The organism is Actinorhabdospora filicis, from assembly GCF_030269765.1.
GTDB classification, from domain to species: Bacteria; Actinomycetota; Actinomycetes; order Mycobacteriales; family Micromonosporaceae; genus Actinorhabdospora; species Actinorhabdospora filicis.
This window is the reverse complement of sequence record NZ_BSTX01000002.1, coordinates 232,508-254,284: the sequence shown is the minus strand read 5'-3', so window position 1 is coordinate 254,284 and position 21,777 is coordinate 232,508. Positions and strand designations below refer to the sequence as shown.

Annotated in this window: 23 protein-coding genes; 14 read left to right on the top strand and 9 right to left on the bottom strand. The window is 72.1% G+C overall.

Going from position 1 to position 21,777, the window contains the following annotated elements; genetic code table 11:
* Window positions 1-5: 5 nt before the first annotated feature.
* On the bottom strand, window positions 6-1,667 hold the full coding sequence (locus QSK10_RS14005; protein ID WP_285663215.1) for a S1 family peptidase: 1,662 nt from the start codon (window positions 1,665-1,667) through the stop codon (window positions 6-8).
* A 113-nt stretch (window positions 1,668-1,780) separates the two neighbouring features.
* Here QSK10_RS14005 and QSK10_RS14000 point away from each other — a divergent pair, with 113 nt between their 5' ends.
* Window positions 1,781-2,770: an aldo/keto reductase gene (locus tag QSK10_RS14000; protein ID WP_285663214.1), complete on the top strand. Its 990-nt coding sequence runs from the start codon at window positions 1,781-1,783 to the stop codon at window positions 2,768-2,770.
* Window positions 2,771-2,773: 3 nt separating this feature from the next.
* On the opposite strand, the gene QSK10_RS13995 is transcribed toward QSK10_RS14000, so the two are convergent.
* A complete protein-coding gene (locus QSK10_RS13995) occupies window positions 2,774-3,466 on the bottom strand; it encodes a GNAT family N-acetyltransferase (protein ID WP_285663213.1) in 693 nt (230 codons plus the stop codon).
* 295 nt (window positions 3,467-3,761) lie between these two features.
* Between QSK10_RS13995 and QSK10_RS13990 the strand changes: the two genes are divergently transcribed.
* The 5 genes from QSK10_RS13990 (at window position 3,762) to QSK10_RS13970 (ending at window position 7,403) form a co-directional block, all read left to right on the top strand.
* Window positions 3,762-4,529 carry a M23 family metallopeptidase gene (locus QSK10_RS13990; protein ID WP_285663212.1) on the top strand — a complete coding sequence of 256 codons (768 nt, stop codon included), beginning with the start codon at window positions 3,762-3,764 and terminating at the stop codon, window positions 4,527-4,529.
* Between the two features lie 62 nt (window positions 4,530-4,591).
* A complete protein-coding gene (locus QSK10_RS13985) occupies window positions 4,592-5,848 on the top strand; it encodes an MFS transporter (protein WP_285663211.1) in 1,257 nt (418 codons plus the stop codon).
* A 19-nt stretch (window positions 5,849-5,867) separates the two neighbouring features.
* Window positions 5,868-6,365 (top strand): GNAT family N-acetyltransferase, encoded by a 498-nt coding sequence (locus QSK10_RS13980; protein ID WP_285663210.1) that lies wholly within the window; start codon window positions 5,868-5,870, stop codon window positions 6,363-6,365.
* 60 nt (window positions 6,366-6,425) lie between these two features.
* Complete coding sequence (locus tag QSK10_RS13975) at window positions 6,426-6,902, top strand: hypothetical protein (protein ID WP_285663209.1); 477 nt, start codon at window positions 6,426-6,428, stop codon at window positions 6,900-6,902.
* Window positions 6,903-6,935: 33 nt separating this feature from the next.
* A complete protein-coding gene (locus QSK10_RS13970; RefSeq protein ID WP_285663208.1) occupies window positions 6,936-7,403 on the top strand; it encodes an HIT family protein in 468 nt (155 codons plus the stop codon).
* On the opposite strand, the gene QSK10_RS13965 is transcribed toward QSK10_RS13970, so the two are convergent.
* Both QSK10_RS13965 and QSK10_RS13960 read right to left on the bottom strand, forming a co-directional pair.
* Window positions 7,400-8,041 (bottom strand): response regulator, encoded by a 642-nt coding sequence (locus tag QSK10_RS13965; RefSeq protein ID WP_285663207.1) that lies wholly within the window; start codon window positions 8,039-8,041, stop codon window positions 7,400-7,402. The genes QSK10_RS13970 and QSK10_RS13965 overlap by 4 nt on opposite strands.
* Window positions 8,038-9,204 carry a sensor histidine kinase gene (locus QSK10_RS13960; RefSeq protein ID WP_285663206.1) on the bottom strand — a complete coding sequence of 389 codons (1,167 nt, stop codon included), beginning with the start codon at window positions 9,202-9,204 and terminating at the stop codon, window positions 8,038-8,040. The genes QSK10_RS13965 and QSK10_RS13960 overlap by 4 nt, the downstream gene beginning before the upstream one ends.
* 273 nt (window positions 9,205-9,477) lie before the next feature.
* Between QSK10_RS13960 and QSK10_RS13955 the strand changes: the two genes are divergently transcribed.
* Window positions 9,478-10,239, top strand: a complete 762-nt coding sequence (locus QSK10_RS13955) for an AAA family ATPase (protein WP_285663205.1) — start codon at window positions 9,478-9,480, stop codon at window positions 10,237-10,239.
* 128 nt (window positions 10,240-10,367) lie between these two features.
* Complete coding sequence (locus tag QSK10_RS13950) at window positions 10,368-10,811, top strand: GNAT family N-acetyltransferase (protein WP_285663204.1); 444 nt, start codon at window positions 10,368-10,370, stop codon at window positions 10,809-10,811.
* Here the strand turns inward: QSK10_RS13950 and QSK10_RS13945 are convergent.
* Window positions 10,808-12,292: an FAD-binding oxidoreductase gene (locus QSK10_RS13945; protein WP_285663203.1), complete on the bottom strand. Its 1,485-nt coding sequence runs from the start codon at window positions 12,290-12,292 to the stop codon at window positions 10,808-10,810. The genes QSK10_RS13950 and QSK10_RS13945 overlap by 4 nt on opposite strands.
* Window positions 12,293-12,463: 171 nt before the next feature.
* Between QSK10_RS13945 and QSK10_RS13940 the strand changes: the two genes are divergently transcribed.
* Genes QSK10_RS13940 through vanX form a run of 3 tightly spaced genes read left to right on the top strand, consistent with a single transcriptional unit; the run spans window position 12,464 to window position 15,109 of the window.
* Window positions 12,464-13,468 (top strand): NAD(P)-dependent oxidoreductase, encoded by a 1,005-nt coding sequence (locus tag QSK10_RS13940; protein WP_285663202.1) that lies wholly within the window; start codon window positions 12,464-12,466, stop codon window positions 13,466-13,468.
* A complete protein-coding gene (locus QSK10_RS13935) occupies window positions 13,461-14,486 on the top strand; it encodes a D-alanine--D-alanine ligase family protein (RefSeq protein ID WP_285663201.1) in 1,026 nt (341 codons plus the stop codon). The genes QSK10_RS13940 and QSK10_RS13935 overlap by 8 nt, the downstream gene beginning before the upstream one ends.
* Complete coding sequence (vanX, locus tag QSK10_RS13930; RefSeq protein ID WP_285663200.1) at window positions 14,483-15,109, top strand: D-Ala-D-Ala dipeptidase VanX; 627 nt, start codon at window positions 14,483-14,485, stop codon at window positions 15,107-15,109. Before QSK10_RS13935 ends, vanX begins: the two co-directional genes overlap by 4 nt.
* Here vanX and QSK10_RS13925 read toward each other — a convergent pair.
* Complete coding sequence (locus QSK10_RS13925; RefSeq protein WP_285663199.1) at window positions 15,067-16,185, bottom strand: sensor histidine kinase; 1,119 nt, start codon at window positions 16,183-16,185, stop codon at window positions 15,067-15,069. The two genes, vanX and QSK10_RS13925, sit on opposite strands and share 43 nt — an antisense overlap.
* Entirely contained in the window at window positions 16,178-16,861 is a 684-nt protein-coding gene (locus QSK10_RS13920) for a response regulator transcription factor (protein ID WP_285663198.1), read from the bottom strand. The genes QSK10_RS13925 and QSK10_RS13920 overlap by 8 nt, the downstream gene beginning before the upstream one ends.
* 88 nt (window positions 16,862-16,949) lie before the next feature.
* Here QSK10_RS13920 and QSK10_RS13915 point away from each other — a divergent pair, with 88 nt between their 5' ends.
* Window positions 16,950-17,531 (top strand): M15 family metallopeptidase, encoded by a 582-nt coding sequence (locus QSK10_RS13915; RefSeq protein WP_285663197.1) that lies wholly within the window; start codon window positions 16,950-16,952, stop codon window positions 17,529-17,531.
* A 46-nt stretch (window positions 17,532-17,577) separates the two neighbouring features.
* On the opposite strand, the gene QSK10_RS13910 is transcribed toward QSK10_RS13915, so the two are convergent.
* Window positions 17,578-18,675 (bottom strand): PP2C family protein-serine/threonine phosphatase, encoded by a 1,098-nt coding sequence (locus tag QSK10_RS13910; protein ID WP_285663196.1) that lies wholly within the window; start codon window positions 18,673-18,675, stop codon window positions 17,578-17,580.
* A 171-nt stretch (window positions 18,676-18,846) separates the two neighbouring features.
* Window positions 18,847-20,433, bottom strand: a complete 1,587-nt coding sequence (locus tag QSK10_RS13905) for a right-handed parallel beta-helix repeat-containing protein (RefSeq protein ID WP_285663195.1) — start codon at window positions 20,431-20,433, stop codon at window positions 18,847-18,849.
* A 254-nt stretch (window positions 20,434-20,687) separates the two neighbouring features.
* On the opposite strand from QSK10_RS13905, the gene QSK10_RS13900 reads away from it, so the two are divergent.
* Window positions 20,688-20,921: a hypothetical protein gene (locus QSK10_RS13900; RefSeq protein WP_285663194.1), complete on the top strand. Its 234-nt coding sequence runs from the start codon at window positions 20,688-20,690 to the stop codon at window positions 20,919-20,921.
* An 88-nt stretch (window positions 20,922-21,009) separates the two neighbouring features.
* Window positions 21,010-21,747 (top strand): aminoglycoside phosphotransferase family protein, encoded by a 738-nt coding sequence (locus QSK10_RS13895; protein ID WP_285663193.1) that lies wholly within the window; start codon window positions 21,010-21,012, stop codon window positions 21,745-21,747.
* Window positions 21,748-21,777 lie beyond the last annotated feature (30 nt).

Below are 21,777 nucleotides of genomic sequence, written 5' to 3'. Positions count from 1 at the left end.
ACGCCCTATCCCTCGCGGAGGCTGCGGGCGATCTGCGTGAGCAGCGGCGTCCGGTGCGTCGGCGGCAGGAGGTCGACGAGACGCTCGGCGCGATCGGGGTCGACGGCGGCGATCGCGCGGGCGGTCTCGGCCGTGACGATCGTGTGCCGCGCGTCGGCGAAGACCGTCTCGGCCATCGCCTCGATCTCCCCGGCCAGCGCCAGGCAGTACGCGGGATCGCCCGCGGCCGTCGCCCGCGCCACGATGGTCAGCGCCGCCGTCTTGTGGAATCCGTCGGGGCGGCGGCGGACGATGCGCTCGGCGCACGCGGGGTCCACTGAGGACACCGCCCGGATCATGCCGAAGAGGTATCCGTTGGTGAAGGGGCCGTGACGGCTCGTCCGGCCCATCAGGCGCTCGGCGCGGAGCACCAGCTCCTCGGCTCCCGGGCCGTCCACCTCGGCGAGGACGGCGGCCAGCTCGGCGAGTTGCGTCGCGCGCCAGTCCTCCTGGTCGTAGTCCTCCCGCTGGAGGAGCGTCTGCGCCCGGTGGCCGAGGCTGCGGGCGCGATCGGGATCCATGGGCGCCAGCGCTCGGGCGATGTGGGCGAGCACCATCGGGGGCGTGTCGTGAGAGCCGAAGGACCGGTCGCTCAGGCGGGCTTCTGCCTGGGCGACAAGGCGTCCGGCGTACGCGGAATCGCCCGGTGCCAGCGCGACCGCCATCATGGCGAGGGTCTCAGGCGATGGCTGTTGCGTGCCGCCGTGCCGCAAGCGTCCGGCCTCGGCCACCAGCGCCCTGGCCCGCTCGGGGTGCCGTGCGGCCAGCACCCGCGCCATCCGAAGGAGGGAGTCGGAGTTGACGCGGTCGTAGGTCATCGTCATGGCACGGGCGAAGGCGGGAACGCGCGCGGGCTCGGCGTGGGCGACGTTCTCGGCGGCGTCGACGAGGGCCTGATGGTGGTAGGGCACGACGTCGACGTCGGAGGCCGCGTACGCCTGGTACTCGGGCAGCAGCCGGGTCGCCTCGTCCAGAAGCCGCGCGACACGGGTGTCGACGCCGGAGTGCGTCCGCCGCTCGGCCATGCCGGTCACATCGATCGAGGAGAAGTCGACGCACTCGGCACCCATGTGCTCATCGGAGGCCGCGCGCAGGACACCGAGGACCACGCCGGTGTTGCGGTCCCAGACCGGTCCGCCGCTGAAGCCGGGTTCGGCGCGGTAGGGCTCGCCGTTCTCCTGGTTGATCTGCCAGCGATGGGCGGCGACGCTGCCGACGAGGTGCCCGCGGACGTGCCGCATCCCCGACGTGGCCGCCGATCCGACGAGCTGCACGGGGATGTCGGCGTGGCGCACGTAGGGGGCGAGCATCAGCTCGGGCACGTCGCCGGGTATCGGCTCATCGAGCGCCAGGACCGCCAGATCCCGGCCCGCATCCCATTCCGGCCCCTCCGGCCAGTGGAGGACGCGGGCGCTGCGGGGCGCGTCGTCGGCCGACAGCGGGAACAGCAGGGCCACCCGCAGGTCGGGCTCGTCCGGTGCGCGGCGGGGCCGTCCCAGCGCAGTGTTGACCACGTGCGCGCAGGTCATCACCCGTCCACCGGCCGCCGCGAAGGCCAGGCCGACCGGCCGTGCGCCGGGACCGAGGACGTGCGCCACGGCGTGCTCCGGGCCGATTCCGTCCCGCATGGCTCCCCCTCCGTCGTGACACTCCAGAATGGACCACCGGAGCAAGCGGACCAGAATCGGCGGTCCGAAGTGGACCAGGGCAACCGCCGGGAACCCGCCTACGGTTTCACCTCATGGAATACACCAACCTGGGCCGCACCGGCCTGCGCGTGAGCCGCCTGTGCCTGGGCACCATGAACTTCGGCCGGGTGGCCACCGAGGCCGACAGTCACGCCATGATGGACACCGCGCTGGACGCCGGGATCAACTTCTTCGACACCTCCAACTCCTACGGCGCCGTCCTCGGCGACGGGCTCTCGGAGTCCTTCATCGGACGCTGGTTCGCTCACGGCGAGGGCCGCCGTGACAAGGTCGTGTTGGCCACGAAGGTGTACACGCCGATGGACTCCTGGCCCAATAACGGCGGCCTGTCGGCGCGCAACATCATCGCCGGATGCGAGGCCTCGCTGCGGCGTTTGGGCACCGACTGGATCGACCTGTTCCAGATGCATCACGTGGACCGATCGGTGCCCTGGGAGGAGATCTGGCAGGCGATGGAGACGCTGGTGACGGCGGGCAAGGTCCGCTACGTCGGCTCCTCCAACTTCGCCGGATGGCACCTGGTGGCCGCCCAAGCAGCCGCCGACCGGCGCAACTTCCTGGGCCTGGTCTCCGAGCAGTGCCTGTACAACCTGGCCACCCGGCACGTCGAGCTGGAGCTGCTGCCCGCCGCGCGCGAGCACGGCATCGGCGTGCTGCCGTGGTCGCCGCTGCACGGCGGGATGCTCAGTGGCGTCCTGCGCAAACTCCGCGACGGGACCGCCACGCGCAGCGCCGACAACCGCTCCTCGCACGACCTGGAGCGGTGGCGCTCCAGTGTGGAGGGTTACGAGAACCTCGCCGTCGAGCTCGCCACCGACCCCGCCGACCTCGGCCTGGCGTGGCTGCTCGCCCAGCCCGCCGTCACCGCCCCGATCATCGGGCCCCGCACGGTCGAACAGGTCAGCGGAGCCCTCGGCGCGCTGAAGCTGGACCTCACCCCTGAGATCCTCGACCGCCTCGACGAGCTGTTCCCGCCACTCGGGCGCGACGGCCTGCCCGGCCCCGAGGGCTGGGCCTGGTAGAAGTCAGCCGCCGACGGCGTGCTCGGTGAAGCGGCCGCAGGGGCGAAAGCCCAGGCGGCGGTAGACCGGCTCGCCGTCCGCCGAGGCCTGCAGGACCGCGACACCCTGGTCGCGGGCCGCATCCAGTGCCGCGAGCGTCATCGCGCCGCCGTGGCCGCGGCGACGGTGGGCGGCCAGGGTCGCGATGTTGTAAACCCCGGCGACACCGGCGTGGGCGAAGACCTCGGCCGTGCAGACCGGGCGGCCCTCGACGTAGCCGACCAGGTACCGGGCCGCACATCCCGCGTCCAGCGCCCGCGGGGCGGCCCGGGCGAAGAAGCGTCGGACGGTCGCGGCGGGCGGGTCCCAGTTCGCGGCCAGGACCATCGCGTAATCGGCGAGCTGCGCGGGTGTGGTCACACGCTGGACGTCCAGCCCCCCGGCGACCGGCAGCGGGACGTCGCCGAGGTCGGCCCACATCGCCGTCTCGCTCTCCGAGGCGGGCAGCCCGGCGTCCGCCAGGCGCGCGGAGAGGTCCGGCGGGGTCGAGGCGGGCCCCACCCACCAGGAGAAACGGCGGCCGGTGCACGCCAGCTTCGCCACGGTCTCGGCGATGCGCGCTGCGGCGTCGGCGGCGCTGAAGCGGGCGGCGGCGACGATGTTGAAGGGTGTCGTCGTCGAGGCCGCTGTCGGCGACCAGGACGTCCCCGGTCTCACTGACGCTCGCCCCGGGCATGCCCCGGTGCAGGTGGCAGGCGTGCTCGGCGAGGTTGCTTTCCATCCGGTCGAGCAGGTCACGGTTCATGGTGATCGATCCCAGCATGACCAGATGACACGGTTTACGCCGGGTGTGTGACGCGTGCCGCGCGCGGCCATCGGCCACTCGTGCCGGGCGGGTCGTCCGTCCGGGCGGACTGGGACCGGCGCGCGGCCCGTTCCAGTGACGGATGCGACCCGATCGTCCGGTTTCGCGCCGAATATCACGGGTGTTCTCGCTAGGTTTCCTCACGTTATGCCTGGATACCCCAAGCGCACGGCCGCTCATCTGAGCCGCCTGACGCCTCTCCTCCGCAAGCACCTCGCCGGCCTCCGCGACCTCACCGGGCGGGCCCTCCGCGAGACGGTCCCGGCCGCCTCGCGCCGCCTCCCCTCCTTCCGCGGCGCCCTCGACGTGGCCATGCCCCGCGTCGGCCTCGCCGCCGTCCTGGTCGCCGGGATCCTCGCCATGGTCTTCCTGGCCAACTTCGCCGGCACCATCACCGGCGCCACCCCCTCCAACGCCGCCGCCGCGATCGGCCAGCGCGAGACCCAGGACCAGGCCACCCGGGGCCAGGAGCGCCAGGCGCCCGTGGAGAAGAAGCGCCCCGAGAAGCCCGTCCCCGCCAAGAGCGGCTGGGCCGCGCCCTCCACCGCCGACATCAGCGACACCTACGGCCCCCGCGGCTGGCGCGACGGCGAGATGCACTGGGGCATGGACTTCGCCGCCAACATGGGCGACAAGATCTACGCCGCCCACGACGGCACCGTCGTCATGGCCCAGCGCTACGGCGGCTACGGCAACTGCGTGGTCATCAAGCACGCCGACGGCGTCCAGACCCTCTACGGGCACTTCTCCGCCCTCGACGTCGAAGCCGGCGACGAGGTCAAGGTCGGCGACCTGATCGGCCGCGCCGGATCGACCGGCGACAGCACCGGCCCGCACCTGCACTTCGAGGTGACCATCGACGGCGGCTACCTCGACCCGCAGAAGTTCCTGGAGGACGAGGGCGTCGAGTTCTGAGCCTTGATCACCTCCGCTGAATCGGGGAGACTCGTCCCCTGATCCGGACGGGGGTGCTCACGGTGAACCGACCACGCAGGCCATCCGCGCTACGGGGCTCGCCCGCCTTCAGGCGGCTGTGGGGCGCCCACCTCATCTCATCCCTCGGCTCGGGCATCACCGGCCTGGCCATCCCACTCCTGGCCGCCGTCACCCTGCACGCCTCCCCCGCCGCGATCGGTGCCCTGACCGCCGTCAGCGCGCTGCCGCACGTCCTACTCAGCCTGCCCGCCGGGGTCCTCGTCGACCGGGCGCCGCAGCGGGCCGTGCTGATCCTGACCGACTTCGGCCGGGCGCTCTGCCTGGGCCTCGTGCCCATCCTCGGGCTGCTCGGCCTGCTGTCGATGCCGGTCCTGTACGGCGTGGTCTTCCTCGTGCAGGCGCAGACGGTGGTCTACGACCTCGCCTCGGCCTCGACCGTCCCGAAGGTCCTGCCGCCGCGCCTGCTCGCCGCGGGCAACAGCGCGATCGCGGTCAACGGCTCGGCCGCCGCCATCGCCGGAAGCGGCCTGGGCGGCGGACTCGTCCAGCTCATCGGAGCGGCCTTCGCGGTCGCCGTCGATGCCGTCTCCTATCTCCTCTCCGGCCTCCTGCTGCTCTTCCTGCGCTCCCCGGAACTCGCCGCCGCGAGAATCACCGGACGGCGGGGAGTCCTCGGCGACATCAGAAGCGGCCTCGCCCACGTCCTCAAGGACCGCGTGCTCGTCGCCCTGTGCCTGTCCTCGGGCCTCGGGGCCTTCGCGGTGGCGATGCGCGACGCGTCGCTGGTGCTCGCGCTCGTCCGCGAGCTGCACTTCACCGCCGCGACGGTCGGGCTCCTGGCCGTGACCGCCGGTGTCGGCGGGATCCTCGGTGGCCTGCTCGCCGACCGGGTGGCGCGGCGCTTCGGGTTCGGACGCTCGGTGATCACCGCCGTCCTCACCGGCGCGGCGGCGATCGGGCTGCTGGCCGCGCCATTCGGGACGGCACCGGCCGTGGTGGTCGGGGTGGGGCAGTTCGTCGGTGGACTCTCCGGCGCGGTCTATACCATCGGCCAGCTGACCATGCGTCAGCTGGCGACGCCTCCCGGCCTGCTCGGCCGCGTCAACGCCGCGCGGCGGTTCCTCGTCTACGCGTCGCTGCCACTGGGGGCCATGGCCGGTGGGCTCGGTGGTGCCGCGCTGGGCAGTCGGTCCATGTTGCTGATCGCCGCCGTCGTCATGCTCATCGCGGTGATCCCGTTGCTGGCGGCCGGGATCGGCCGCGACGTCGTCGAGCCGGGAGCGGTAGCTTTCACCTAGCCGATGGGGAGGAGGCGTGATGGGCCCGATCACGGTGCGCGCGGCGGATCCAGACGACGGCATGGCCATCGCGGCGGTGCAGAAGACCACCTGGCAGGCCACCTACGGGGAGTGGATCCCCGACGTCGTGGCGGGCCTGGACCTGGCGCGCACGGCGCTCAACTGGTCGCGCGCGGCCGCCGACGCCCGGCAGCGGGTCGCCGTCGCCGAGGGCGAGACCGGGGTCCTGGGCTTCGCGTGGAGCGGACCGCCCGAGGAGAACGAGCCGGAGGGCACCGGTGTGCTGCTGGCCCTCTACGTGCACCCCGAGGCACAGGGACGCGGTGCCGGGCGCCTCCTGCTCGACGACGCCGTGACATGGCTGCGCGCGCAGGGCTACACCGGCTGCGTGGTCTGGGCGCTGGAGCGGTACGCACCGGCGCGGCGCTTCTACGAGCGCTCCGGCTTCGCCGTCGAGGACGCGACCCGGCCCTGGCGCGGGCTGGCCGAGGTCCGGCACCGGCGCGACCTGCGGTGACGGCTCGGGCCGGGTGAGACTCCCTCGCCGCCCCCGCCGCGGCCGCCCTATGCTCTGCGGATGCCCGACAGGAGAGCCGAGGCGGCAGCCACGGGACTCCGTCCTGTTCGCGCCGACTCGCAGGTGTTCATAGTCGACGGTGCGGCCCGCAGTGGATCCGTCATCGCCTACTTCGTCTCTTGGCGTGAGGGCGTGATGCCCGATGTACAGCAGAGCCTCTTCAACCCGCCGGACACGCTCTGGCCGGATTGGCCGGCGACTCCGCTCCGGTACGCCAGTAGCGGCCTGGAGCTGGCCTCCGGCGCCGACGTCATCGCGGCCCTGCGCTCGCCCGACCCACGCCCTTCCGGTCCGACCAGATACGGCCGGTCGGTGTTCGTGCTGATGACCAACGCCTACCAGAATCCGGCCCGTAAACGACTGGAGGTCCGCGCGGCCGGGGTCTTCATCAACCGGTCCGACGCCGAGGACGCCCGTGCCCTGATGGCCGAACACGTCGAGGAGTGCTGGATCGAGGCCGTGCCGATCGGCATATGACAAGTCGATCATGGCCGGGTAGCGTTCGTGCGCATGAGCGACGACTGGCGAGCCGACCGGATCGGCAGCACCCTACGCGGGGAAAACCCCACCGTGCTCCGGCGCCTGGACGCGGGCTTCGCGGTGATCGGCGACGTCCAGTTCCTGCCCGGCTACTGCGTCCTGCTCACCGACGACGCCCACGCGCAGCGCCTCACCGACCTGCCCCGGCCTGAGCGGATGGCGTTCCTGTCCGACATGGACCGGCTCGGCGAGGCCGTCGAGCGCGCCTGCAAACGGCTCGACCCCGCCTTCCGGCGGGTGAACCTGGAGATCCTGGGCAACACCGACCCGTTCCTGCACGCCCACATCTGGCCGCGCTACGACTGGGAACCGCCCGAGCTGGTCGGCAAGCCCGTCTGGCTGTACCCGCCCGAGCGGTGGCGCGATGAGGAGTTCGCGCTCGCCGCGCGCCACGACGTCCTGCGCGAGGCCATCGGCGCCGAACTCGACCGGCTCTAGGACGGTCCCCGGGCCCGCAGCAGCCCACGCTCGTAGGCCTCGGCGACGGCCGCCGCCCGGTCGTTGACGCCGAGCTTGGCGTACACATTGAGCAGATGCGACTTCACCGTCGCCTCGGTCAGGAACAGCCGCGACGCCGCCTCGCGGTTGCTCGCCCCGTCGGCGACCAGCCTCAGCACCTCCAGCTCGCGCGCGCTCAGCGGCCCGGGCGCGGGCTTGCGGACGCGGTCCATCAGCAGCGCCGCCACCGAGGGCGCCAGCACCGCCTCGCCCCGGGCGGCGGCGCGGACGCCGCGCAGCAGCTCCTCGCGCGGGGCGTCCTTGAGCAGGTAGCCGACCGCCCCGGCCTCGATCGCGGGCAGCACGTGCGCGTCGGTGTCGTACGTGGACAGCACCAGCACACGGGCGGTGCCGCCGCGCGCGGCCAGCTCGCGGATGGCGCCCGCGCCGTCCAGGCCGGGCATGCGCAGGTCCATCAGCACCACATCGGGACGCAGGTCGAGGGCGAGGCGGACGGCCTCGGCGCCGTCGGCGGCCTCCCCGAGCACCGCGAAGGCGGGGTCGCGGGCGAACATCGCCGACAGCCCGTCGCGGACGACCGGGTGGTCATCGGCGATCACCAGCGTGATGGCCTTCATGCGCAAGCCTCCAGGGGAACGCGGGCGGAGATCCCGGTGCCGTGCCCAAGCTCGGACTCCACGTCGAGGCTCCCCGAGAGGGCCTCGGCGCGCTGCCGCATCGCGATCAGCCCGAAACCACCGTGCGAGGCGGCCGGATCGAAGCCCTCGCCGTCGTCGCGGACGTCCACGGCCACCTCCCGCTCCAAATAGGACAGCGTCACGCCCACCATCCTCGCCCGCGCGTGCCGGGCGACGTTGGCCAGCGCCTCCTGCGCGATCCGCAGCAACGCCGCCTCGGCCTCGGGCCCGATCGGGCGCACCGTGCCGGTGGTGGCGGCGCGCACCGGGACGCCGTGACGGGCCGACCAGCGCTCGGCGAGCGCGGCGAGGGCCTCTCCCAGCCGCGCCGTGTCCAGCGGTTCGGGGCGCAGCGCGTGCACCGAGCGGCGCGCCTCGGTCAGGCTCTCGCGGGCGAGCGCGGTGGCGGTGGCGACGTGGGCGCGCCAGGCGTCCCCGGCGGTCTCGGCGGCGCGGAGCTGGCTGACGATGCCGGTGAGTCCCTGGGCGAGGGTGTCGTGGATTTCGCGGGCCATGCGCTGCCGCTCCTCGCGGACGGCCACGTCACGCGCCTGCGCCAGCAGCCGCTCGTGCAGGGCGGCGTTCTCCCGGTTGGCCTGGCGGGCCTGCTCCAGCGCGCGGTCGCGTTCCTCGCCGCGCAGCTCGCCGCGATGGGCGACGACGGCGAAGGCGCACATGGGGGCGACGTTGGCGGCGATGACGATCGCGAGGGTGACGGGGTCGAGGTCGTGGCCCTGGGCGATCCCGGCCGAGACGGCCACCAGGGCGACGCCGTAGACCCGCCAGGGCCAGTCCGGGACACGGAAGGCGTAGACGTAGGCGGCGGGGGTGAGGAACCCGAACCAGGGGTGGCGCAGCACGAGCACGCCGGTGACGGTGACGAGGACGGCCATCAGCGCGATCGCCGTCGCCTGCCGCGTGCGCCAGGCCGGGCGCAGCGCCAGCGCGGCGAAGCAGGCCGCGGCCAGGGCGCAGAGGCCGAGGTCGACGGCCAGCGCGGCGCCGGCCGGTCCGGCGGCGGCGGTGAACCCGGCGAGCAGGAGGAGGAGCAGGTGCGGGCCGACGGTGACCGGCAGCGGCCAGCGTCCCTCGTCCCGGCGCATCCGCTCCTCCGACCGTTGCCGACGTCAGCGGACATTGTCGCAGCGACGGGTTAGAGCTCGACGAGAGCCGGGATGTGCTTCCGGATCTTCTTCAGGGCTGCCCCTGTGCGGGCGGAGTCGATGCCGCGAGCCGGTGGTAGCGCTCGCCGACATCCTGGGCGGTACCCGCCGCGCGCAGGTGCGACACGACCTCGATCGGGCATTCCGGGCCCGCGACCGGCGGCTACGGTGTGTAGCGACGATGTGCGACCCGAAGAAGGGTGGGAGAAGTAGGTGTTCGTCGCCCGCGCGTACGTGCCGGATTTCCGCCGACCTGACCAGCGAGCCCGCGGCGAATGGCCGTACACGATCCCGGCCGTCGCCCGGCTTCTCGACGAAGGCCTGGAGTTCACCCGCCCGGTGACGATCCTCGTCGGCGACAACGGCTCGGGCAAGTCCACCATCGTGGAGGCCATCGCCGAAGGCTTCCGCCTCGACTCCCACGGTGGCCGCGCCTCGGCCCTGCGCGGGCGACCCGACCGCACCAAGACCCCGCTGGGCGAGGTCATGCTCCTGGACACCACCGCGGCCGGCGCGAGGATGCTGGCCGGGCCACGCCTGAAGAAGCGCGGCTTCTTCCTGCGCGCCGAGACCGCCTTCTCCATGACCGAGAACCTCGGCGGCACCCTCGGCTACTGGGACGCCGACACCGCCGCCATGAGCCACGGCGAGGGCTACCTCGAAGTCTTCAACCACATCTTCGCCGCCCCCGGCTTCTACGTCCTGGACGAACCCGAGGCCCCATTGTCGTTCACCGCATCCCTGCGACTGGTCGCACTCATGCACGAGCTGGCCCAGACGGGCGCGCAGGTCGTGTGCGCCACGCACTCTCCCATCCTGGCCTCCCTGCCCGGCGCCGACGTCATCCAGCTCGACGAGGACGGTTTCCACCGCACCACCTGGGACGAGCTCACCCTCGTCGACCACTGGCGCCGCTGCCTCAACAACCCCGACACCTACCTGCGCCACCTCACCGCCGAAGACGACCCGGCATGAGCGGCCCCGACGTGGGTCGCCGTCGATGAGCACCACCCCAAACCCCGTGCCCTGGACACCACCTAGTGGACAGAGCACGACTCGGGTATGAAGATCAGCATCCGCCGATGGGGCGCTAGCCTGCGGCCATGACCCTCTTCCGCGAGGCCGGCCCCGGCGACTTCGAGCACGTCCTGCGCCTCTACCGGCAGCTGCACCCCCACGACCCCGTCCTGCCCGACGAGTCCTACGCAGAGGTGTTCGCGCAGATCCTGGCCTCCCCCGGTCTGCGCCTGTTCGTCCTCGAAGCCGACGGGGCCGTGGTCGCCACGACCTACCTCAACGTGATCCCGAACCTCACGCGATCGGCCTCGCCGTACGCCGTCATCGAGAACGTCGTGGTGGAGAAAACCCTGCGCGGCACCGGCCTGGGCAGGCGGATCATGGCCGCCACGCTCCAGGCCGCGTGGGACGCCGGCTGCTACAAGGCGATGCTGCAGACGGGCTCGCGCACGCCCGCCACACACGCCTTCTACCGCGCGTGCGGCTTCTCACCCGACGCCAAGACCGCCTACCTGGCGCGCCCGTCCTAAACCGCCTCGATCGATAGCGCGTGCCGGAAGAGGCCGCGCGGGTCCCACCTGGCCTTGATCCGCCGCAGGCGCGGGTAGTTGTCGCCGTAGTACAGCTCCTGCGCCGAGACGCCCGAGGTGTTCCACGCGGGGTCGGCCAGGTCGGCGTCGGCGTAATTGATGTAGGAACCGTCCTCCACGGGCACGCCACCGGTCTCGGCGTAGACGTCGCGGTACAACCGCCGCACCCAGTCGAGGTTGACGGCGTCCTCGCGCTCATCGGCCCACACCGACTGGTAGACGGCCTTCATCACCGCCTGGCGCTGGGCGATCGCGGTGGCCTCGGGGGCGACGTCGCCGACGCGGCCTCCGTAGCCGATGAGCAGGACGCCGCCGCCCGAGCGGCCCGACTCGTCGCAGAGGTACCGGTGGACGGTGGCGAGCTGGGCGTCGGTGAGGGAGCGGCGCAGGTAGGCCGCCTTGAGCTTGTAGCGGCGGGTCAGGACGTCGCCGGGCTCGCCGCTGCCGGGCCAGGTCATGCGGTGCAGCCACGGCATCGTGGCGGGGATGTCGGCCACGGGCGCGGGCATCCCGGCGGTGACCTCGGTCAGGAAGTCCTCGACCATGTCGTGGGCGCCGGGGACGTCGGCGTCGATCTGGGCGACGAGCATGATCGTGCCGCCCGAGCGGTATGAGGCCTCCAGGATCCCGTAGAGGGCGGTCGCGGGGTCGTCCGGTGCGCTGTGGCGCTCGTGCCAGGTCCCGAAGGCGCGCATGAGCCCGGTGAGCGCGGCCTCGGTCATGGCCTCCCAGGTCCAGATCAGCACGCGCTGCGACATCCGCGCCGGGGACGCCGGGAGCAGCGTGGACGGGTCGGCCCCGGTCGCGCCGGGTGAGCGCAGCCAGTAGCGGGTGACCACGCCGAAGTTGCCGCCACCGCCGCCGGTGTGGGCCCACCACAGGTCGCGGTTGGGGTCGCCGGGCTCGCGGGTGGCGACCACTGTCCGGGCGCGGCCGTCGCGTCCGGCGACGACGACCTCGACGCCGTAGAGGTGGTCGACGACCGAGCCGTGGCGGCGGGAGAGCGCGCCATAGCCGCCGCCGGCGAAGTGGCCGCCCGCGCCGACCTCCGGGCAGCCCCCGGCGGGGATCGTCACGCCCCAGCCGGTGAACAGCGCGCGGTACACCTCGCCGAGGGTGGCGCCGGGTTCGACGAAGAACGCCCGCCGGTCGCGGTCGTAGCCCACGGCGTCCATCGGGGACACATCCAGCAGGATGCGCACGTCGGGGTTCGCGGTGAGGTTCTCGAAGCAGTGGCCGCCGCTGCGGACGGCGATGCGCCGCCCGCTCCGCGCCGCCTCGCCCACCGCCGCCGCGACCTGCGCGGTGGTGGCCGCGACGCGGATCTCATCGGGCCGCCCGGCGAAGCGGAAGTTGTTGCCGCGCACGAGCCCGTCGTAGCGCATGTCATCGGGCCGCACGATCACCGCATCAGTCGTCATGGTGGCCAGTCTCGCCACGCGCCCATCCCTCCCGCATCGACCGGAGTGCGCAAAGCGGGGCTGAAGAATCCGTTCCACCGATCGGTGGAGCGCCCTCCACCGTGGACATATCGCCGGTATATCGAAATGCCCATACGCGGCGGCAACACCCGGGCATCTTGACTGGGCCCCATGACCTTGAGCCGCACACGATCACACCCGCCACCCGCGGCCGCCACGACCGTGGGCGTCACCGTCTACGGCTGCGGGCACGACGAGGCCGCCCTGTTCCGGGAGCTGGCCCCGGACTTCGGGGTGACGCCGAGGATCACCGACGCGGCCATATCGGCAGCCACGATCGCGCTGGCGCATGGGAACCGCTGCGTCAGCGTCGGCCACAAGACCCCCGTCGGCCACGACACGCTGCTCGCGCTGGCGAACTCCGGCGTGGAGTACCTCTCGACGCGCAGCACCGGCTGCGACCACATCGACGTGAAGTACGCCGCGAGTGTCGGGATCACCGTGGAGACCATCGCCTACTCCCCCGACAGCGTCGCCGACTACACGCTGATGCTGATGCTCATGGCCGTGCGCGGCACCAAGTCGGTGCTGCGCCGCGCCGACGCCGGCGACTACCGCCTCAACGCCGTGCGCGGACGCGAGCTGCGCGACCTGACCGTCGGCGTGGTCGGCACCGGACGCATCGGCATCGCCGTCATGGACCGGCTGCGCGGATTCCGCTGCCGGATCCTCGCCTACGGCAACCGGCCCACCGAGGACCCCCGCCAGCTCGACGAACTGCTGGAGACCAGCGACATCGTCACCCTGCACACGCCCCTCACCGACGCCACCCGCCACCTGCTCGACCAGCGGCGCATCGCGCGGATGAAGCACGGCGCCTACGTCATCAACACCGGACGCGGCGCGCTACTGGACACCGCCGCGCTCATCCTCGCCCTGGAAACCGGGCGGCTGGGCGGCGCCGCGCTCGACGTCGTCGAGGGCGAGGAGGGGATCTTCTACGCCGACCACCGCGACACGCCCCTCACCGAGGGGCACCTGCCGCGACTCCAGCGCATGCCGAACGTGGTCATCAGCCCGCACACCGCCTACTACACCGACCACGCGCTGCGCGACACCGTCCACAACAGCCTCCTCAACTGCGCGGCATTCGCCGGAAGGACACAGCATGGATAAGTTGAAGCTCGGCATCATCTTCGGCGGCCCCGGCGAGGAGCACCCGGTCTCGGTCAAGTCCGCCCGCCGCGTCGCCGACAACCTCGACCTCGCCCGCTACGAGCCCCACTGGATCGGCGTCACCGAGAACGGGTCGTGGCGGCTGTGCGAGGGACCGGGCGATGGCTGGGACCGCGAGGGACGCCCGGTCGTCCTCGCGCCCGACCGGGGCGTCCACGGGCTCCTCGACGGCGACCGGGCGATCAGGCTCGACGTCGTCCTGCCCGTCATGCACGGCCGCTTCGGCGAGGACGGCGCCCTCCAGGGCCTGCTGGAGCTGTCCGGCATCCCCTACGTCGGCTGCGACGTGCAGGCCTCGGCGGTGTGCATGGACAAGTCCCTCACCTACATCGTCGCCCGCGCCGCCGGGATCACCACACCCGACTTCCGGATCCTGGCCGCCGATGAGAAACCCGAGCCCGGCGAGCTCACCTACCCCGTCTTCGTCAAGCCCGCCCGCTCCGGCTCCTCCTTCGGCGTCACCAAGGTCACCGGACCCGACGACCTGGCCGCGGCGATCGAGACCGCCCGCGAGTACGACACCAAGGTCCTCATCGAGCAGGGGATCACCGGCAGCGAGGTCGGCTGCGCCGTCCTCGGCGACGGGCCGCACCTGTTCGCCAGCGAGCCCGACCGCATCGCGCTGTCCCACGGCATCTTCCGCATCCACCAGGAGACCGACCCCGAGAGCGGCTCGGAGAACTCCACCCCGATCGTCCCCGCCGACATCACCCCCGAGGCCCGCGCCCTGGTCCAGGAGACCGCCAAGGCCGTCTATCGCGCCCTGGGCTGCCGGGGACTGTCCCGGGTGGACCTGTTCCTGACCGCCGGCGGCGACGTCGTCCTCAACGAGGTCAACACGCTGCCCGGCCTGACCCCCTACAGCCGCTACCCGCGCATGATGGAGGCCTCCGGCGTGCCGCTGTCCGGCGTCATCGACCGGCTGGTGTCGCTGGCCATGACGGGAGGAACGCGGTGAGGGACGGATTCGCCTACATCGACGAGGCCGTCCCCGGGATCCGCTGGGACGCCAAGTACGCCACCTGGGACAACTTCACCGCCCGGCCAGTCGACGGCTACCACGCCAACCGCGTGGTGGGCACCATCGCCCTCTGCGAGGCCCTGGCCCGGGCGCGGGAGAAGGCCGCGCCCCTCGGCTTCGGGCTGCTCATCTGGGACGCCTACCGCCCGCAGCGCGCCGTCGACCACTTCATGCGCTGGTCGGCAGAACCCGAGGACGGGCGCACCAAGCAGCGCCACTACCCCAACATCGAGCGGAGCGAGATGTTCGCCCGCGGCTACGTCGCCGCCCGCTCCGGGCACAGCCGCGGCAGCACCGTCGACCTGACCCTCTGCCACCTCGACGGCAGCGGCCTGGCCGCCATGGGCGGCGACCACGACCTCATGGACCCCGTCTCACACCACGACGCCGAGGGCGTCACCCCCATGGCGGCGGCCAACCGGCGGCACCTGCGCTCGGTCATGGAGGCCTGCGGCTTCCGCCACTACGACAACGAGTGGTGGCACTACACGCTGACCGACGAGCCGCACCCCGACACCTACTTCGACTTCCCCATCACCAGCGGCGGCACTAACGACTGAGCCTTGCGCAGGCGCACCGTCACCCGAAGGCCCCCGCCCTCGCGGGGAGCCAGGGTGACGGTGCCGTCATGGGCGCGGGTGATGCTCTCCACGATCGCCAGACCCAGGCCGACACCGGCGTGGCTGTTGCGGATGCGCTCACTGCCGCGCTGAAACGGCTCGGTGAGCGTGGAGACCAGCCCGGGGGTGAGCTTGGCGCCGGTGTTCTCCACGGTCAGCACCACGAAGCCGGAGACCACGGCGGTATGGGCGCTCACCTCACCACCGTCGGGGAGATTGTGCACGATCGCGTTGTGGATCAAATTCGTCGTCAGCTGCAACAGCAGCGTCGGCGAGCCCGTGGCGGTGGCGATGTCCCCGGAGGCCTCGATGCTCACCCCGCGCTCCTCGGCCAGCGGCAGCAGCGTCTCGGCGGCCTCCTCCACCAGCAGCGACATGTCCACGTGCTCCAGGCTGAACGAGCGCTGATCGGCGCGGCTGAGCACCAGCAGCGCCTCGGTCAGCTCGATCGCGCGGGTATTGACGAAGTAGAGCCGCTCGACCAGCTCCGGCGAGCCCGGCTCCGGATCGTTGCGGGCGACGTCGAGGAGCGTGCGCGTGATCGCCAGCGGCGTCCGCAGCTCATGGGAGGCGTTGGCGGCGAACCGGCGCTGCTCGGCCACCCGCGCCTCCAGCCGCGCCAGCATCGTGTCGAAGGCGTCGGCGAGCTCCCGGAACTCATCCCGCTTGCCCTCCAGGTGGACGCGATGGGAGAGCGAGCCGTCCCCGGCCAGGCGCGTGGCGTGGGTGATGCGCCGCAGCGGCGAGAGCATCGCCCCGGCCAGGAACCAGCCGCCGATGAGCCCGAAGACCAGCAGGAACAGCATCACCACCGCCGCCCTGGGGATGAAGGCGACCTCCAGGTCGTAGCGGCTGGGCCCGACGGGGAAGGTGCCCGGAGGCTGCGGCCCGTTGGGGATGTAGCGCAGCAGGAACATCCACACCACGACCAGCAGCAGGACACCGGCGAGCATGATGGCGGCCGCGTAGCTGATGGTGAGCTTGAGGCGGACGCTGGGGCCCGGTTCCCTAGTCACGCCCGGTTCCCTCCGCGCCGGTGTCGATGCGGTACCCGACACCGGGCACGGTGGCGATGAGCCAGGGCTCGCCGAGCCGTTTGCGCAGCGCCGAGACGGTGATGCGCACCGCGTTGGTGAACGGGTCGGCGTTCTCATCCCACGCCCGCTCCAGCAGCTCCTCGGCGCTGATCACCCCGCCCTCGGCGGCCACCAGGACCTCCAGGACCGCGAACTGCTTGCGCGTGAGCGCCACGTAGCGCCCGTCGCGGTAGACCTCCCGGCGAAACGGGTCGAGCCGCAGCCCGGCGATCTCGCGGACCGGCGGCCGGCTGTGGGCGCGCCTGCGGTCCAGCGCCCGCAACCGCAGCACCAGCTCGCGCAGCTCGAACGGTTTGGTGAGGTAGTCGTCGGCGCCGATCCCGAAACCCGAGGCCTTGTCATCGAGCCGGTCGGCCGCGGTCAGCATCAGAATCGGCATGCCGCTGCCCGAGGCGACGATGCTGGCGGCGACCTCGTCCCCCGACGGCCCCGGAATGTCGCGGTCGAGAACGGCGATGTCGTAGCCGTTGACGCCGAGCAGCTCCAGCGCGGTGTCACCGTCCCCGGCGATGTCGGCGGCGATCGCCTCCAGGCGCAGACCGTCCCGGATCGCCTCGGCCAGGAAGGGCTCGTCCTCGACTAGCAGCACACGCATGATCCCGATGCTACGAGCCCGGACATATCGTGGGCGTACCGAGAACCGAATACGCCCCGGTAACAACGCACCGGCTCCACTGGACGGCATGATCGGAACGACTGCCGCCCGGACGGTGACCCGCAGGATTCGCCGCACCGCGCAGACGGCCCTCCTCGACGTCCTGTCCACCGTCGCCAAGCCCCTCGGCCACCGGCTGATCCGCGACCGCGAGGGACTCGGCCTCGCCGACGGCGCCATCCCCCACCGCACCACCGTCTTCGACGACGTCCCCGGCGTCACCGGCCTCGACCCCGGCCTCCTGGCCGCCCTGCGCCACGCGGCCCGCGCCGCCGCCCGCGACGGCATCCGCTTCCGCGTCAACAGCGGCCGCCGCTCCCGCGCCTACCAGGAGCGCCTCATCGCCGAGACCGTCGAGCGCCTGGGCTCGGCGGAGCAAGCCGCCCGCTGGGTCACCGCGCCCGAGCGCTCCGCCCACGTGTCGGGCCACGCCATCGACCTCGGCCCCGCCGAGGCCACCGCGTGGCTGTCGAGGCACGGCGCCGCCTTCGGGCTGTGCCAGATCTACGCCAACGAGCCCTGGCACTACGAGCTGCGACCCGAGGCGATCACGAAAGGCTGCCCGGCGATGTACCCCGACCCCTCGCACGACCCGCGGAACAAGGGGTGACGGGCTACAGGGCCACGTCGGCCGGCCGCAGCCGAAGGCCCGAATGCTAGACCCGGGGCACGGGCTCGCGCACGACCAGCACGGCGGCCATGTCATCGCAGCGGCCACCGCCGGTGTGGGCCCGCAGCTCCCGCCGCAGGCCCGGCAGCAGGTCACCGGCGGGCTCGGCGTGCAGGGCGCGCAGGCGCTCTTCGAGGGGATAGAACGTCCCGGCGCGGTCGCGGGCCTCGGTGAGGCCGTCGGTGAAGAGCAGCAGCCGGTCCCCGGGACCGAAGGCGGCCTCCTCGACCCGTGGCTCACACGTGCAGAGACCGGCGAGATTCAGCGGCGGCGAGTGCCGGGCGAAGGCCACCGGGACGGTGTCCGGCCCGCGCTGGATCAGCGGCGGCGGATGCCCCAGGCTCACCAGCCTGACCACCGGCTCGCGATCGGGGATCTCGGCGAGCAGGACGGTGGCGAAGCGGTCGGCTGCCTCGGCGTCGGCCGCGCGGGCGACGTAGCGGTCGACGCTGACCTCCAGGCGCTCGGCGAGCTCGCGCAGGCAGGCGGCGGTGTAGGCGTGCTCTCGGAAGGCGCCGACGAGGATCCCGGCCATCTCGACGCTGGGCAGGCCGTGGCCCTGGACGTCGCCGATCATGACGCGGACGCCGCCGCCGACGCGGAGGGCCTCGTAGAAGTCGCCGCCGACGTGGGCGTGGGCGGTGGCCGCGTCGCAGAGCAGGTGCAGGTCGACCGCGCCGAGGTGGCCGGGAAGGGGCTGGAGGACGATGTGCTGGACGGTCTCGGCGACCGCGCGGACCTGGCGCAGGTCCTGCTCGCGGGTCTCGCGCAGGCGCGCGGCCCAGGTGGCGACGGCGGTGACGGTGGCCAGGGCGATCTCGTTGACGAGGGTGACGCTGAGGAAGTCCTCCTCGCGGCGGGCGGCCAGGACCGCCGAGGCGGCCATCGCGGCCACACCGAAGAGGGTCGTGGCCGTGGCGCGCCAGGTGACGGCGGCCAGGGCGGGGACGGCGAAGAGGAACCGGTCGTAGCGGTCCATGGAGACCAGGTAGGCCGCGATCGACCCGGCGAACAGCAGCGCGGGCAGCGCGCGGGCGCCCGCGAGCCGGATGCCCGGCCGATCGAGGATGTGGACTGCCACCACGCCGGGGATCCCCTTTCCGACCGCACGTCGTTGCCGGACGAGCGCGATGATGGCCGGGGCGGGGTCCGTGAAGTGTACCCGAAAACCTCCCATTCGCCACTTATGCGACATTCCATATGTGTCGACGCGCCCGCCGCCCCCTGCCGAGGGGACGACGGGCGCGCGCGGGGATCAGTTGTAGGTGCTGCCCTGGTCCTGGCCGAAGGTCGTCGGGCGGTTGTCGTGGGTGAAGACCGGCGGGATGGGCGGCGCGGGCGCCGTCCAGTCGGCCCAGCTCACCCGCTGCCCGTCGGCGCGGATCTGCTGGAAGCCGGCGAACCACCAGTCACCGGTGTAGTGGTTGGTGCGGAACACGATGCCCTGCTGGAAGGTGATCCGCCACGGGATCGTGTAGCCGGGGAACTCATCGAAGTTGCCCCAGTTGGAGAACACACCGTTGAGACCGCAGTAGCGCGCGCCGACGCATCCGGCGCCAACGGCGGCCTTGTCGATGGTGAAGGTGTTGTTCTCGACCACGATGTTCTCCGTCGACCAGCGGCAGCGGTACTTGTCGATGGTGTCGGGGATGTCGTTCTCCACGGCCGTCTCACACTGCGCGTCGTCGTAGAGATTGGTCTTGATCGTGCAGAACGGCGGGTGGGTGTGGGCCTCCGAGGAGCAGTAGCGGTCGGGGTTCTCCCAGAGGATCACCCCGCCCCAGTTGTCGACCATGACGTTGTCGCTGATGACCATCGGCGAGCTGGGCAGCCCGTAGCCGGACGGGGCGCCGCTCTCCGAGACGTAGATCGCGCCGATGGGGAAGGTGTCGCCCCGGTCGGCCTTCTTCTTGCCGCCGACGATGGCGTTGCGGCGGATGGTGTTGAAGCGGACGCGCGCGTCGTAGCCGGCCTCGATGAACAGGGCCTGGTCGTCGTTGTCCTCGATGAGGTTCTGCTCGATGACGAAGCCGCGGTTGTTGTTGTCGAGCCAGAGCCCGACACCGCGGTTGCCGTGCACCCAGTTGTTGGTGACGGTGACGTTGCGGTTGATCCAGAACTTCACGCCGCCGCTGCAGCCGCAGCCGGGGTTCGTGGTCTCCCAGTCGTCGGTGTTGTTGCCGACGATCTCGTTGCGGTCGAGCACGAGCCCGGCGATGTCATCGGCCTCGGAGTGCCCGCCGCAGCAGACGTTGATGCCGTACTGCCCGTTGTCCTTGACGCAGTTGTCGCGGTAGACGTTGTCGCGCCCGGCCATCAGGCCCGCGCCGGAGTTCTGGGTGATGGTGTTGTTGCGGATCGTCCAGCCGCGCGCGGCGTCCTTGTTGACCACACCCTGATCCTGCGGGGCGACGAACCCGGTGATCGTCAGGTGCGCGATGGTGACATTGGGCGCGAGCTGCGTGAACGCCGCCCGGTTGATGCCCTGGCCATCGAAGATCGCACCCGGCGCGCCGATGAAGGTCGTCCCGGCGCCGGGCTCGATCTGCCCGTAGGGGTCGGCGGCCATGGTGTGGACGCCGGGCGCGAACCAGAAGGTCCGGTTCGGCATGCGGAAGTCGAAGAACAGCTTGTTGTTGTTCTCCGCCGCGACCACCGTCGCGCCCTCGGGAGGCGTGGCGGGCCCGTCCAAAATGGACGCATTGCCGCAGATGGGCGCCGGGGACACCGTCGGCGCGGCGGGTGCGGCGGCCGGGCCGGACGGCCGCGCGGCGGCGGGCACCACCGCGAAACCACCGGCCGCCAGCACGACACCGAGGACCAGGACGAGGGCACGCGACATGACGGAAGTCCACGCGCGGAAGCTGCCGGTTCGCGAGATTTTCAGGGACTGCGTCCCCAATGGACCGTAGATCATGAGGCACCTTAACCACCCGGTATTGCCCCGATGAAGACCCTTTCGGAGGTGTCCGATCCGGCCCGATCACGGTAGTGGGTCCCCTTCGGACACACACTCCGGCGGCGCAAGATTGGCTCAAGGTATCCCCGCCGCACAGGTGCGATCATCACCGTTCACCCCGATACATGGAGGACGACATGCGCCTGCTCAACCGCGCCGCCGACGCCCTGCTGGCCCGCCTCATCCCCTCCGACGCGGCCAAGGCCGCCGCCTGCGTCGGCTGCACCGGCGTCGGCGGATGCAACGTCACCGTCCAGTACAGGACCGACGCGGCCACCTGCAAGACCTACGCCCGCTGCCGCTACTCCGGCGGCACCTGCCCCGACGGCGGCTGGACCACCCCGTGGAAGTTCTGCGGCAACTACTGCTGACCCGCACCGCCCCGCCGGGGTCTCTTGTAGACCCCGGCGGTACGAAATCCACGCGACACCACCACCGTCGCCTGCGAGGATCACCGGCGTGGATGAGATCGAGGTCGTCGTGGCCCACAAGGAGCGCACGACACTGCGGGTCGGCGACGTGTTCCTCAAGATCGACGCGGTCCCCGGCCGCCTCGACGCCGAAGTCGAGGCCATGGCCCTCGCCCCGGTCCCCACCGCCCCGGTCCTCTGGCACAAGCCACAAGTCCTGGCCATCGGCGCCCTCCCCGGCAAGGCTCTCGGACGCCTCGGCGAGCCCTCACCAGCCTCCAAGGCCGCATGGGCCGCCACCGGCGCCGCCGTCCGCCGCCTCCACGAGGCACCACTGCCGCCACGCCCCGGCCGCGACGTCAGCGACCTCCCCCGCCAGATCGACGAGGAATGCGCCTGGCTCGCCTCCAGCGGCCTCGTATCCCCCGACGTCGTCGCCCGCAACCGCGAGATCGCCCAGGCCGTCCTGCGCCCCTGGAAGCCCGTCTTCGTCCACGGCGACCTCCAGATCACCCACGTCTTCACCGACAACGACGAGGTCACCGGCATCCTCGACTGGTCCGAGGGCGCACAGGGCGACGCCCACCACGACCTGGCCATCCTCACCCTCGGCCACCCCGAGCGCCTCGACGACCTCCTCGCCGGCTACGGCACCGACGTCGACCGCGAGGTCATCCACGCCTGGTGGTCCACGCGCAGCCTGCTGGCCACCCGCTGGCTCGCCGAGCACGGCTTCGACCCGGCCGCGCCCGGCTGCGAGATCGACGTCCTCAAGGCCGCGATGTAGCCCGCGCCGACATCGACAGGCTGCTCACAC

Excerpts from the sequence above, each read along its gene's own strand:
- QSK10_RS14005 (WP_285663215.1), bottom strand. The coding sequence starts at position 1,667 with ATGCGGGACGGAATCGGCCCGGAGCACGCCGTGGCGCACGTCCTCGGT.
- QSK10_RS14000 (WP_285663214.1), top strand. The coding sequence starts at position 1,781 with ATGGAATACACCAACCTGGGCCGCACCGGCCTGCGCGTGAGCCGCCTG.
- QSK10_RS13990 (WP_285663212.1), top strand. The coding sequence starts at position 3,762 with ATGCCTGGATACCCCAAGCGCACGGCCGCTCATCTGAGCCGCCTGACG.
- QSK10_RS13980 (WP_285663210.1), top strand. The coding sequence starts at position 5,868 with ATGGGCCCGATCACGGTGCGCGCGGCGGATCCAGACGACGGCATGGCC.
- QSK10_RS13975 (WP_285663209.1), top strand. The coding sequence starts at position 6,426 with ATGCCCGACAGGAGAGCCGAGGCGGCAGCCACGGGACTCCGTCCTGTT.
- QSK10_RS13970 (WP_285663208.1), top strand. The coding sequence starts at position 6,936 with ATGAGCGACGACTGGCGAGCCGACCGGATCGGCAGCACCCTACGCGGG.
- QSK10_RS13965 (WP_285663207.1), bottom strand. The coding sequence starts at position 8,041 with ATGAAGGCCATCACGCTGGTGATCGCCGATGACCACCCGGTCGTCCGC.
- QSK10_RS13960 (WP_285663206.1), bottom strand. The coding sequence starts at position 9,204 with ATGCGCCGGGACGAGGGACGCTGGCCGCTGCCGGTCACCGTCGGCCCG.
- QSK10_RS13950 (WP_285663204.1), top strand. The coding sequence starts at position 10,368 with ATGACCCTCTTCCGCGAGGCCGGCCCCGGCGACTTCGAGCACGTCCTG.
- QSK10_RS13945 (WP_285663203.1), bottom strand. The coding sequence starts at position 12,292 with ATGACGACTGATGCGGTGATCGTGCGGCCCGATGACATGCGCTACGAC.
- QSK10_RS13940 (WP_285663202.1), top strand. The coding sequence starts at position 12,464 with ATGACCTTGAGCCGCACACGATCACACCCGCCACCCGCGGCCGCCACG.
- QSK10_RS13935 (WP_285663201.1), top strand. The coding sequence starts at position 13,461 with ATGGATAAGTTGAAGCTCGGCATCATCTTCGGCGGCCCCGGCGAGGAG.
- QSK10_RS13920 (WP_285663198.1), bottom strand. The coding sequence starts at position 16,861 with ATGCGTGTGCTGCTAGTCGAGGACGAGCCCTTCCTGGCCGAGGCGATC.
- QSK10_RS13915 (WP_285663197.1), top strand. The coding sequence starts at position 16,950 with ATGATCGGAACGACTGCCGCCCGGACGGTGACCCGCAGGATTCGCCGC.
- QSK10_RS13905 (WP_285663195.1), bottom strand. The coding sequence starts at position 20,433 with ATGTCGCGTGCCCTCGTCCTGGTCCTCGGTGTCGTGCTGGCGGCCGGT.
- QSK10_RS13900 (WP_285663194.1), top strand. The coding sequence starts at position 20,688 with ATGCGCCTGCTCAACCGCGCCGCCGACGCCCTGCTGGCCCGCCTCATC.